11 protein-coding genes are annotated in these 12,060 nt (G+C 74.8%); 2 read left to right on the top strand and 9 right to left on the bottom strand.

The genetic code is table 11. The features are described 5' to 3' along the window. Window positions 1–1,310 (top strand): DUF349 domain-containing protein (locus tag AB6N23_RS07120; protein WP_412865388.1); only part of this gene is annotated, 1,310 nt, incomplete at its 5' end. A 130-nt stretch (window positions 1,311–1,440) separates the two neighbouring features. After that, complete coding sequence (locus AB6N23_RS07115) at window positions 1,441–2,058, top strand: hypothetical protein (RefSeq protein ID WP_412865387.1); 618 nt, start codon at window positions 1,441–1,443, stop codon at window positions 2,056–2,058. On the opposite strand, the gene AB6N23_RS07110 is transcribed toward AB6N23_RS07115, so the two are convergent. The 9 genes from AB6N23_RS07110 to AB6N23_RS07070 all read right to left on the bottom strand — a co-directional run bounded on the left by AB6N23_RS07110 (window position 2,045) and on the right by AB6N23_RS07070 (window position 12,040). Continuing rightward, window positions 2,045–4,351 carry a RelA/SpoT family protein gene (locus AB6N23_RS07110; RefSeq protein WP_412865391.1) on the bottom strand — a complete coding sequence of 769 codons (2,307 nt, stop codon included), beginning with the start codon at window positions 4,349–4,351 and terminating at the stop codon, window positions 2,045–2,047. The genes AB6N23_RS07115 and AB6N23_RS07110 overlap by 14 nt on opposite strands. A 275-nt stretch (window positions 4,352–4,626) precedes the next feature. Further along, the gene (locus AB6N23_RS07105) at window positions 4,627–5,175 is read right to left on the bottom strand and encodes an adenine phosphoribosyltransferase (protein WP_412865386.1); all 549 of its coding nucleotides are present in this window, start codon (window positions 5,173–5,175) and stop codon (window positions 4,627–4,629) included. Beyond that, a complete protein-coding gene (gene secF, locus AB6N23_RS07100) occupies window positions 5,172–6,269 on the bottom strand; it encodes a protein translocase subunit SecF (protein ID WP_412865385.1) in 1,098 nt (365 codons plus the stop codon). Before secF ends, AB6N23_RS07105 begins: the two co-directional genes overlap by 4 nt. Further along, window positions 6,269–8,179: a protein translocase subunit SecD gene (gene secD / locus AB6N23_RS07095; protein ID WP_412865384.1), complete on the bottom strand. Its 1,911-nt coding sequence runs from the start codon at window positions 8,177–8,179 to the stop codon at window positions 6,269–6,271. The genes secF and secD overlap by 1 nt, the downstream gene beginning before the upstream one ends. A 138-nt stretch (window positions 8,180–8,317) precedes the next feature. Then, window positions 8,318–8,716, bottom strand: coding sequence for a preprotein translocase subunit YajC (gene yajC, locus AB6N23_RS07090; protein ID WP_412865383.1), 399 nt, complete (start codon window positions 8,714–8,716; stop codon window positions 8,318–8,320). A gap of 145 nt (window positions 8,717–8,861) precedes the next feature. Further along, on the bottom strand, window positions 8,862–9,917 hold the full coding sequence (ruvB, locus tag AB6N23_RS07085) for a Holliday junction branch migration DNA helicase RuvB (RefSeq protein WP_412865382.1): 1,056 nt from the start codon (window positions 9,915–9,917) through the stop codon (window positions 8,862–8,864). Further along, on the bottom strand, window positions 9,910–10,524 hold the full coding sequence (ruvA, locus tag AB6N23_RS07080) for a Holliday junction branch migration protein RuvA (RefSeq protein ID WP_412865381.1): 615 nt from the start codon (window positions 10,522–10,524) through the stop codon (window positions 9,910–9,912). The genes ruvB and ruvA overlap by 8 nt, the downstream gene beginning before the upstream one ends. A 94-nt stretch (window positions 10,525–10,618) precedes the next feature. Next, window positions 10,619–11,185 (bottom strand): crossover junction endodeoxyribonuclease RuvC, encoded by a 567-nt coding sequence (ruvC, locus tag AB6N23_RS07075; RefSeq protein WP_412865380.1) that lies wholly within the window; start codon window positions 11,183–11,185, stop codon window positions 10,619–10,621. 99 nt (window positions 11,186–11,284) lie between these two features. Then, window positions 11,285–12,040 carry a YebC/PmpR family DNA-binding transcriptional regulator gene (locus tag AB6N23_RS07070; RefSeq protein WP_412865379.1) on the bottom strand — a complete coding sequence of 252 codons (756 nt, stop codon included), beginning with the start codon at window positions 12,038–12,040 and terminating at the stop codon, window positions 11,285–11,287. Between the last annotated feature and the right edge of the window lie 20 nt (window positions 12,041–12,060).

Below are 12,060 nucleotides of genomic sequence, written 5' to 3'. Positions count from 1 at the left end.
TGTATAAGAGCCCGCCCGCGGCACCGGCCGGGCCGCCGGTCGACCCCGCCGAGGCGGCGCGCGCCGCCGAGTTCGGCCGCGTCGACGAGGACGGCACCGTCCACGTCCGCGAGGCCGCGGGCGAGCGTGTCGTCGGGCAGTTCCCCGGCGCGAGCGCCGAGGAGGCGCTGGGCCTGTACGTCCGCCGCTACCTCGACCTGCAGGCCAAGGTCGTGCTCTTCGAGGCGCGGCTGGCCGCCACCGACCTCTCGGTCAAGGAGATCGACCAGACGCTCACCAAGCTCGGCCAGGAGCTGACCGAGCCGGCCGCCGTCGGTGACCTCGACGGGCTGCGCGCGCGTCTCGACGGGCTGCGCGAGCGGGCCGCCGAGCGCCGGGCGCAGGCGGAGGCGGAGCGCCAGGCGGCGCGTGAGGCCGCCGTGGCCTCCCGCACGCAGATCGTCGAGCAGGCGGAGAAGATCGCCGGGACGGACCCGAGCCGCATCCAGTGGCGTCCCGCCGGAGAGCAGCTGCGCGCCCTCCTCGAGCAGTGGAAGGACGCGCAGCGCCAGGGTCCGCGCATCGACCGGCCGACGGAGGAGTCCCTCTGGAAGCGGTTCAGCCACGCCCGGACGACGTTCGACCGGGAGCGGCGGCACTTCTTCGCGGAGCTCGAGTCCCGCAACGCCGAGGCGAAGGCCGCCAAGGAGGCCCTCGTCGCGCAGGCCGAGGCGCTGTCCGGCAGCACCGACTGGGGTGCGACGTCGGCGGCCTTCCGCGACCTCATGGCGCGGTGGAAGTCCGCCGGCCGGGCCAACCGCCAGGTCGACGACGCGCTCTGGGCCCGGTTCCGCGCGGCGCAGGACGCCTTCTTCGCCGCCCGCGACGCGGCGAACCAGGCGGTCGACGCGGAGTTCCGCGCCAACCTGGAGGTCAAGGAGGCGCTGCTCGTCGAGGCGGAGGCGATCCTGCCGGTCCGCGACCTCGGTGCCGCGAAGGCGGCGCTGCGGTCCCTGCAGGACCGCTGGGAGGCCGCCGGCAAGGTGCCCCGTGGGGACCTGCAGCGCGTCGAGGGCCGCATGCGCGCCGTCGAGCAGGCGGTGCGCGACGCCGAGAGCGCCCAGTGGCGGCGCAGCAACCCCGAGACGCGGGCCCGCGCCGAGGGTGCGGCGGCGCAGCTCGAGCAGGCCATCGCCGGTCTCGAGGACGACCTCGCGAAGGCGCAGGCTGCCGGTGACCAGCGGCGCGTCGCCGAGGCGCAGGCCGCGCTGGACGCGCGACGCGCCTGGCTCGAGCAGGTCCAGCGCGCGGCGGACGACGCCCGGGGCTGAGCCGCACCGGCCGCGACCACGGCGCAGGACCGTCGGCAGCGGTCGTCGGAGGAGTCGCCGGCGAGGGCGCCCGTCCACAGGACGGGCGCCCTCGCCGCACCACGGTGCCGCCGCGCGTCATGCTGGGCGCGTGACGACCTCGAGCACCGCCCCGCCGGCCCTCGTGCGGCTGCGTCCCCCGCCGCAGGCTCTGCCGGCGCTGGTGCACCGGCGGGACGTCGGCCCGCTCGCCTGGGCGGGGCTGCTGGCCGACGGCCACCTCGTCCCGCTGTGGGGCGGCGTCGCGCGGACCGCGGGCACCGCCGAGACACCGGCGGTCCGCGCCGCCGCGCTCGCCGGGCTCGTGCCCGCCCGCGGCGCGGTGGGCCGCCTGTCCGCCGTCTGGGTGCACGCGGGCGGCGCCGCCCCCCGACGCGCGACGGTCCTCGTGGGCGCGGGGACGCGACGGCCCGACGCCCACCCCGACCGGTGGGTCGCCGAGGCACGGCTCCCCGCCGCCGACGTCGTCGTCCTCAGCGGCACCGTCGTGACCACGCCGCTGCGCACGGTCCTCGACGTCGCGCGCTGGGAGCCGCCCACCGTGGCGCGCGCGGCGGTGGACCGGCTGGCGGACCGCTGCGGCGTGGACCTCGCCGCGGCGGCCGCGGTCCTCGACGACCTCGAGGGGCACCGCGGGGTCCGGCGGGCCCGCGCCCTGCTGCGCGAGGCGGCGGGCGCCGCCGGGACGCGCGCCGTCAGGCCCGGATGACCGGCTCCTCCGCGGCACGGGCGCCCGTCACCCGGTAGACGTCGAACACGCCCTCGACCTTCCGGACGGCGGCCAGCACCGACGCGAGGTGCGACGGCTCCGCCATCTCGAAGACGAACCGGGACAGCGCGACGCGGTCGCGGGACGTCGACACGGACGCCGACAGGATGTTGACGTGGTGGTCGGACAGCACCCGCGTCACGTCCGACAGCAGCCGGCTGCGGTCGAGCGCCTCGACCTGGATCTGGACGAGGAACAGCTGCGAGCTCGTGTGCGTCCACCCGACGTCGACGAGCCGCTCCGGCTGGCGGCGCAGCGCCTCGACGTTGATGCAGTCCGTGCGGTGCACCGACACGCCCTGCCCGCGCGTGACGAAACCGAGGATCTCGTCGCCGGGCACCGGCGTGCAGCACTTCGCGAGCTTGACCCAGACGTCCTCGACACCCTTGACGACGACCCCGGGGTCGCCCGTCCGCACGCGCCGCGACGGCTGCCCCGGACGGGCTGTCTCGGCCAGGTCCTCCTCGGCCGCCGGCTCGCCGCCGAGCGAGTGCACGAGGCGCTGCACGACGGACGCGGCCGACGCCTGCCCCTCACCGACGGCGGCGTACAGCGCCGACACGTCGGCGTACCGCATCTCGTGCGCGAGCGCGACGAGCGCCTCGTGGGACATCAGGCGCTGGATCGGCAGGTTCTGCTTGCGCATCGCCTTTGCGATGGCGTCCTTGCCGTGCTCGACCGCCTCCTCGCGCCGCTCCTTGGTGAACCACTGGCGGATCTTGTTCCGGGCGCGGGGGCTCTTGACGAAGCCCAGCCAGTCACGGCTCGGGCCGGCGGTCTCGGAGCGCGAGGTGAACACCTCGACGACGTCGCCGTTCTCGAGCGTCGAGTCGAGCGGCACGAGCCGACCGTTGACGCGGGCGCCCATGGTGCGGTGCCCGACCTCGGTGTGCACGGCGTACGCGAAGTCGACCGGCGTCGAGCCCGCGGGCAGCGCCTGGACGTCCCCCTTCGGCGTGAACACGTACACCTCGGCACCGGCGATCTCGTCGCGCAGCAGGTCGAGGAACTCGGCCGGGTCCGCGGTCTCCCGCTGCCAGTCGACGAGCTGACGCAGCCACGTCATGTCGTCGCCGGCCGGCTGGCCGTTCTTGGCGTTCTCCTTGTACTTCCAGTGCGCGGCGACGCCGTACTCGGCACGGCGGTGCATGTCGTGCGTGCGGATCTGGATCTCCACCGGCTTGCCGCCGGGGCCGATCACCGTCGTGTGCAGCGACTGGTACAGGTTGAACTTCGGCATCGCGATGTAGTCCTTGAACCGGCCGGGGACCGGGTTCCACCGCGCGTGCAGGGCGCCGAGGGCCGCGTAGCAGTCGCGTACCGTGTCGACGAGGACGCGGACGCCCACGAGGTCGTAGATGTCGGCGAAGTCGCGGCCGCGCACGATCATCTTCTGGTAGATCGAGTAGTAGTGCTTCGGCCGCCCGGTGACGGTCGCGCGGATCTTCGCGCCGCGCAGGTCCGTGCCGACCTGGTCGCGGACCGTCGCGAGGTACTCCTCACGGGCGGGGGCGCGCTCCGCCACGAGGTGCACGATCTCGTCGTAGACCTTCGGGTAGAGCGTCGCGAACGAGAGGTCCTCGAGCTCCCACTTGATGGTGTTCATGCCGAGGCGGTGGGCGAGCGGCGCGTAGATCTCGAGCGTCTCGCGCGCCTTCTTCTCGGCCGACGACGCGGCGACGAACTTCCACGTGCGGGCGTTGTGCAGGCGGTCGGCGAGCTTGATGACGAGCACCCGGATGTCGCGCGACATCGCGACGACCATCTTGCGCACCGTCTCGGCCTGCGCCGCGTCGCCGTACGCGACCTTGTCGAGCTTCGTGACGCCGTCGACGAGCATCGCGACCTCGGGCCCGAACTCGCGCCGCAGCTGGTCCAGCGAGTACTCGGTGTCCTCGACCGTGTCGTGCAGGAGCGCCGCGACGAGCGTCGACGGGGTCATGCCGAGCTCGGCGAGGATGGTGGCGACGGCGACGGGGTGCGTGATGTACGGGTCGCCGCTCTTGCGCAGCTGGCCGCGGTGCGCGCGCTCCGCGACGACGTAGGCCTGCTCCACCGCGGACAGGTCCGCCTTCGGGTGGTTCATGCGGACGGCCTGGAGCACCGGCTCGAGCGCCGGGTACGTCGCGCCGGACCGGCCCGAGAGCCGGGCGAGGCGGGCGCGCACGCGCGAGCCGGACGACCCGACGCCGTCGCCACCGTCGCCGGCCACGGGCACGCCCGTACCGGGCATCGACGCCGCGGCGGGCGCGGACGACGCGGGGGGTGCGTCCGAGGGCGCCGGCGCGGGCGTGCCCGTCTCCGACGGCGCGGCCTTCACCTTCTCGTTCACGGCACCCCCTCCCCCTGACCGTCGTGCGGACCGGCGGCGACCACCGCGGCGGACGGCCGACGGTGCGGTCCTGGTCGGACGAGTCTACGTCGGTGCACGTGCCGACTCGCACGCGGCGGTCCGCACGGGTGACGGGCCGCCGCGCGCGACGGACGGTGCAGCGCGCGCGGCGCGGGTCAGAGCGTGAGCAGCGCGTCGATCTCGCGACCGGGCAGCAGGTCCCGCCCGCGCAGCGCCTCCAGCTCGACGAGGAAGCTGAGGCCGATCACCTCGGCGCCGCAGCGCTCGAGCAGCTCGACCGTCGCCGCGGCGGTCCCGCCGGTGGCGAGCACGTCGTCGATGACGAGCACGCGCGCGCCGACCGGCACCGTGAACGGCTGCACCTCGACGGTCGCCGTCCCGTACTCGAGCGCGTACGTCGCCGACGCGACCGGCCCCGGGAGCTTGCCGGCCTTGCGCACCGGCACGACGCCCGCGCCGAGCGCGGTGGCGACCGGCGCAGCGAGCAGGAACCCGCGGGCCTCCATGCCGGCGACGAGGTCCACCCGGCCCGGGGCGTCGGCGGCCAGCGCCGCGACGACCTCGGCGAACGCGGCCGGGTCGGCCAGCAGCGGCATGATGTCGCGGAACTGGACGCCCGGCTCGGGGAAGTCCGGCACCGTGCGCAGCAGGCCGTCGACGCGACGCGCCAGGTCGGCGCGCGCGTCGCCCGTCAGCGCGCTCACCGGCTCTTGCGCCGCGGCTGGGCCGCCTGGCCCTGGTGCCCGCCCGGCCGCAGCGCCGCGGTCGCGCGGGGCGCGCCGGCGAGGGCCGGCTCCCCCGCGCCACCGTCCGCCGCCGCGGTCCCCGCGCGCTGCGCCAGCACCTTCGCGGTGTGCTCGCGGATCCGCGGTTCGCGCTCGCGCAGCGACACCTCGAGCGGTGTCGCGAGGAAGATCGACGAGTAGGTGCCGACGAGCATGCCGACGAACAACGACAGGGCGATGTCGCGCAGGGTCCCGGCACCGAGGATGAACGCGCCCACGACGAGGATCGAGAGCACGGGCAGCAGCGCGACCACCGACGTGTTGATGGAGCGGACGAGCGTCTGGTTGACGGCCAGGTTGGCACGCTCGCCGTAGGTGAACCGTGTCTGGTCCAGCGTGTCCGCCGTGTTCTCCCGCACCTTGTCGAACACGACGACCGTGTCGTAGATCGAGTACGCGAGGATCGTGAGGAAGCCGATGACCGTCGCCGGCGTGACCTCCCAGCCGACCGCCGCGTAGATCCCGACGGTGAGGATCAGGTCGTGGAAGAGCGCGATGATCGCCGCGGCGGCCATCCGCCAGTTGCGGAAGTAGAACGTCATCGCGAGCATCACGAGGACGAGGAACACGCCGAGTCCGGTGAGCGCCTTCTGCGACACGTCCTGGCCCCACGCGGGGCCGATGTACTCGCTGGTGACGTCCTCCTCGGGCACGTCGAACGCCTCGGCGAGCGCCGCCGTCACCTCCGTGACCTCGGACGCGGCGAGCTGCGACGTCTGGATGCGCAGCGACCGGCCGCCGACGGTGGCCACGCGAGGCACCTCGTCGGGGCTGACGGACTGCACGGTCTCGACGGCGAGCTGCTGGTCGAGATCCGCCACTCCCGAGACGGTGAACTGCGACCCGCCGCGGAAGTCGATGCCGGGGTTGAGGCCCGGGCGCACGAGCAGCACGAGCGACAGGAGCACGAGCAGACCCGACACCACGTAGAAGCGGCGGCGCCTGCCGACGACGTCGTACGACCGCCGTCCGGTGTAGAGGTCGTTGCCCCACTGGGCGAAACCGGAGGCCATCAGTGGTCGCTCCCCTCGGGACGCCCGGTGGGCGCGTCGGTCGTGGTCGTCGGGTCGTCCGACGCGTCGTCGGCGCCCGCCCCGGGCGTCGCGCCGGACTGCGCGGCACGTGCGGCGGCGCGGCGCTCGGCGATGGTCATGCCCCCGACGCCGGCGGCGACGGGCTGCTGCGGGCGGCGCGCGGGCGCCGGACGGTCGCCGAGGCCGTCGATCGCCTCGGGCGCGGTCGCCGTCGCGGTGCCCGTCGTGGTGACGCGGCCGCGGCCGGTGTAGCGCACGCGCGGCGTGTCGACGCCCAGGCGGCGGGGGTCGAGGCCGGAGGCGGGGTGCCCGTCGGCGAAGAACCGCGTGCGCGCGAGCAGCTGCAGGAGCGGGCGCGTGAACCAGAAGACGATGAGCAGGTCCATGACGGTCGTCAGGCCGAGCGTGAAGGCGAAGCCGCGGACCCCGCCGACGGCCAGGGCGTAGAGGACCACGGCCGCGAGGAAGTTCACCGCGTCGGACGCGATGATCGTGCGGCGCGCGCGCTCCCAGCCGCGGTCCACGGCGGCGGCGAGGGAGCGCCCGTCGCGCAGCTCGTCGCGGATGCGCTCGAAGTACACGATGAACGAGTCCGCGGTGACGCCGATGCCGACGATCACACCCGCCACGCCGGGCAGGGAGAGCCGGTAGCCCTGCCACCACGACAGGAGCGTGATGACGCCGTAGGTCAGGATCGCCGCGACGACGAGCGACGCGACGGTGACCACGCCGAGCGCGCGGTACTGGAACAGCGAGTAGACGACGACGAGCACGAGGCCGAGCAGACCGGCCAGCAGACCGTTGCGCAGCTGCTCGGCGCCGAGCGTGGCGGAGATCTGCTGCTCGCTCTGCACCTCGAAGCTGATCGGCAGCGAGCCGAAGCTGAGCTGGTTGGCCAGCGCCGCGGCGGAGTCCCGCGTGAACGTGCCGGAGATCTCGGCCCGCCCGTTCGGGATCACCTCGTTGACCGACGGCGCGGAGATGACCAGCGCGTCGAGCACGACCGCGAACTGGTTCAACGGCGGCGCCTGCGACGCGAGACGCGTCGTCGTCTCCGTGAACTGCGGCGCGCCGCGCGAGGTGAACTCGAGGTTGACGACCCACTCGTTCGTCGTCGCGCCCGACTGCAGCTGACGCAGGCCGGACGTCGCCGTGTCGATGTCGGAGCCCTCGATCTCGACCGGCCCGAGGATGAACTTCGCGGTACCCGTCTGGTCGCAGGTGACGAACGCCTTCGTCGGGTCGCCGGGGGCGCCGCCCGTGCGGTTCTCGGGGAGCGTGCAGTCGAGCGCGTCGAACTGCGCCTGCACCGCGGGCGTCAGGTAGTACGCGACGTCGCTGGGGCTCGTGGGCTCGGCCGTGGCCGGCTCGTCCGAGGGCTCCTCGGCGGCGGGCGGGGTCGCCGCCGGGTCGGCCGGCTCGGGCGTGGCGTCCGTCGCGGGCTGCACGGCCGTCTCACCCTCGGCGGCGTCGCCCTCGGCCGGGGCGGCGGACTCCTCGGGCGCCGGGGTGGCCGTCGCCGCCGGGTCCGTCGCGGCCGTGGGCGTGGGAGCGGCCATGACGAGCACCGGCCGGAACTCCATCTGCGCCGACGTCCGGACGAGGTCCAGCGTCTCCTCGCTCGGCCGGCCGGGCAGTGCCACGACGATGTTGGAGCCGCCCTGGCTCGTGATCTCGGCCTCGGCCACGCCCGACGCGTCGACGCGCTGGCGGATGACGCCGATCGCCTGGTCGATGGTGTCGGAGGTGACCGCCCCCTCGGCCTCGGCGACCGGCTGGAGGATGACCTGCGTGCCGCCCTCGAGGTCGAGCGCCAGGCTCGGGGTCAGCTCGGCGTCGCTCCACTGGTGCCCGGCGGCGAGCGTCGCGAAGATCGCGCCGATCAGCACTCCGAGTGCGACGAGCGTACGGATCGGCCGTTCACGGCGGCGGGGAGGAGGAGCCAACGCAGTTCTTCTCTCGTGCGCGCACCGGCCGCGGGGCGGTCGGTGGGATCCAGGCCCGGGCGTCGTCGCCCGGGCCGACGGTCACTTCCTGTCGGTGTCGTCGTCGCGGCGCGGGTTCTCCGGCGGCAGCGACGACAGGTCGTCCGGGACGTCGATGACGCCGTCGCGGTCGTCCGCGTCGGTGGCGTCGTCCTCGACCACGACCTCCTCGACGTCGTCCACGACGGGCGGGTCGACGCGGCGAGCGATCGCGGCCCTGAGCCACCGGGTCTCGGAACCCGGCGTGGACTCGAGCGTCACGACGTCGCCCTCGACGGCGGTGACGGTGCCGAACAGCCCGGACCCGGTCATGACCTCGTCGCCGACCTCGAGGTTGGTGCGCAGGTCGGCCATCTCCCGCTGCTGCTTGCGGGTGCGGCTCGACATGAACCACAGGGCCGCGAAGGCGACCAGCAGGATGATGAGGAACGAGTAGTCCATGAGGGGGAAGGTCTCCGCATCGGTGTCGACGTCCGCCGCAGTCTAGGCGCCGCGGCCGGAGCCTCCAACGTCCGTCCGCCCCGGACCGTTCCCGGACCCACCCGGCGGCGGTCCCGGTGGCTCGGCGGTCAGCGGCCGGCCGCCCTCAGCCGAAAAGCGTGTCCGCCGGCGCCGGGCGGTCGAGGCCGAGGTGGTCCCACGCCGCGGGCATCGCCACGCGCCCGCGCGGCGTCCGGCCGATCAGGCCCTCCCGCACGAGGAACGGCTCGGCGACCGTCTCCACGGTCTCGGGCTCCTCCCCCACGGCGACGGCGAGCGTCGTCAGGCCCACCGGCCCGCCGCCGAACCGCAGGCACAGCGCCTGCAGCACCGACCGGTCGAGCCGGTCGAGCCCGCGCTCGTCGACCTCGTACACCGCCAGCGCGGCCCGTGCCGCGTCGAGCGTGAGCCGGCCGTCGCCGCGCACCTCCGCCCAGTCGCGCACACGGCGCAGCAGGCGGTTCGCGATGCGCGGCGTGCCGCGCGAGCGCGACGCGATCTCCGCGGCGGCCTCGCCCTCGAGCGGCACGTCGAGCAGACCGGCGGACCGCAGCAGGACGCGCTCGAGCTCCTCGTCGTCGTAGAAGTCGAGGTGGCCGGTGAAGCCGAAGCGGTCCCGCAGGGGCGCCGGCAGCAGCCCGGCGCGCGTCGTCGCGCCGACGACGGTGAACGGTGGGAGCGACAGCGGGATCGCGCTCGCGCCCGCGCCCTTGCCGACGACCACGTCGACCCGGAAGTCCTCCATGGCGACGTACAGCAGCTCCTCGGCCGGGCGCGCCAGCCGGTGGATCTCGTCGAGGAACAGCACCTCGCCCTCCTCGAGCGAGGACAGCACCGCGGCGAGGTCGCCCGCGTGCTGGATGGCCGGGCCGCTGGTCACGCGCAACGACGTGCCGAGCTCCGCGGCGATGATCATGGCGAGCGTCGTCTTGCCCAGGCCGGGCGGGCCGGACAGGAGCACGTGGTCCGGCGCGCGCCCGCGGTTGAGGGCCGCCTGGAGCACGAGCGAGAGCTGGTCGCGCACGACGCGCTGCCCGACGAACTCGTCGAGGCGGCGCGGGCGCAGCGCCGCCTCGGCGGCGCGCTCGAGCTCGTCGGCACCCGCGCGCACGAGGGACTCGGGCGCGGCGCCGTCGTCCGCCGGCAGCCCCGCCTCAGGCACGCGAACCCCCGAGCACGCGGAGCGCGGCACGCAGGACGCCGGGCACCTCGTCGGCGCCCACGGGCTCCGTGCCGCCGTCGAGCACGCCCGCGACCGCGTCCTGCGCGGCGCGCAGCGGCCAGCCGAGCCCGACGAGCGCGTCGACGACCTGGTCGCGGTGGTCGGCAGCGACGGCGGACCGCGCGGGGCCGCCGCCCACCGGCGTCGGTGCGCCCAGGCGGTCCCCGAGCTCGAGGACGATGCGCTGCGCGCCCTTGCGGCCGATGCCCGGCACGCGCACGAGCGCGGCCAGGTCCTCGTCGGCGACCGCGCGCCGCAACCCGTCGGGTGTGTGCACCGCCAGCATCGCCAGGGCGAGGCGCGGTCCCACGCCGGTGACGGTCTGCAGGATCTCGAAGACGTCGCGCTCGTCGGCGTCCGCGAACCCGAAGAGCGTCAGCGAGTCCTCGCGGACCACGAGCGACGTGAACAGGCGGGCGGGCGTGCCGACCCGGAGCCCGGCGAGCGTCGTGGGCGTCGCCTGCACGAGCATGCCGACGCCGCCGACCTCGACCACCGCGGCGTCGAGCCGCACCGTCAGCACCGTCCCGTGCACGGACGCGATCACCGCACGCACCTCCCGCTCCCGCGCGCGACCCACGCGGCCGGCGCACCGGCGACCACTGTGCCACAGCGGGCGAACACCTGTACGAACGACACGCTCACGCCCGGCGGCGCGCCGCCTGCTCCGCCGCGGCCCACGCGCGCTGCGCCGGCGTCATCGACCCGGGCGCGCGCTGCGGCGCGCCGATCGCCCCGGCCGGCCGCCACAGGTGGCAGATGGCGAGTGCCAGCGCGTCCGCGGCGTCGGCGGGGCGGGGCGCGACCTCGAGCTCGAGCAGCCGCCGGACCATCTGCTGCACCTGCGCCTTGTCGGCGCGGCCGCTGCCCGTCACGGCGGCCTTGACCTCGCTCGGCGTGTGCATGGCGACCGGGATGCGGCGGCGTGCGGCCGCGACCAGCGCCAGGCCGGCGACCTGGGCCGTACCCATCACCGTGCTGACGTTGTGCTGCGCGAAGACCCGCTCGACGGCCACGGTGTCGGGCGCGTGCTCCTCGAGGTACTCCTCGATGCGCCGCTCGATGCGCAGCAGCCGCTGGTCGACGTCCAGGCCCGGCTCGGACGTCGCGACGTCCACCGCCACCATGCGCAGCCGGCGGCCCGGCAGCCCGTCGACGACGCCGAGGCCGCAGCGGGTGAGACCGGGGTCGACTCCGAGGACGCGCACGCGCCCATCGTCGCAGGCACCGGCGCCCGGTCCGCGCAGGCGTGCCCGGACACGGCGACGCGCCGGGCCCCGTGCGGGACCCGGCGCGTCGCCGGTGCGTCACTCGTCGTCGAGCTGCGCCATGACCTCGTCGGAGGCGTCGAAGTTGGCGTACACGTTCTGCACGTCGTCGGAGTCCTCGAGCGCGTCGATGAGCCGGAGGATCTTGCGCGCGCCGTCGGCGTCGACCTCGATCTGCGTCGACGGCCAGAACACCACGTCCGCGGAGTCGTACTCGATGCCCGCGTCCTGCAGCGCGGTGCGCACGGGCACCAGGTCGGTCGCCTCGGACAGCACCTCGAACTGGTCGCCGAGGTCGGTGACCTCCTCGCCGCCCGCCTCGAGCACGGCCTCCATGACGGCGTCCTCGTCGGTGCCCTCCTTGGGGACGATCACGACGCCCTTGCGGCTGAAGATGTACGACACCGAGCCGGGGTCGGCCATCTGCCCGCCGTTGCGCGTGAACGCGACGCGCACGTCCGAGGCGGCACGGTTGCGGTTGTCGGTGAGGCACTCGACCAGCACCGCGACGCCGCCGGGGCCGTAGCCCTCGTACATGATCGTCTGGTAGTCGGCACCGCCGGCCTCCTGGCCGGACCCGCGCTTGAGGGCGCGGTCGATGTTGTCGTTCGGCACCGACGACTTCTTCGCCTTCTGGATGGCGTCGAAGAGGGTCGGGTTGCCGGCCGGGTCGGCACCGCCCGTGCGGGCCGCGACCTCGACGTTCTTGACCAGCTTGGCGAACAGCTTGCCGCGCTTGGCGTCGATCACGGCCTTCTTGTGCTTCGTGGTGGCCCACTTGGAATGTCCGGACATGCCTCGTCTACCCTCCGTCT

The sequence above is a fragment of the Cellulomonas pasadenensis genome (assembly GCF_047229365.1).
Classification (GTDB): domain Bacteria; phylum Actinomycetota; class Actinomycetes; order Actinomycetales; family Cellulomonadaceae; genus Cellulomonas.
The sequence above is the reverse complement of the archived record's forward strand: the minus strand, read 5'-3'. Positions and strand labels throughout refer to the sequence as shown.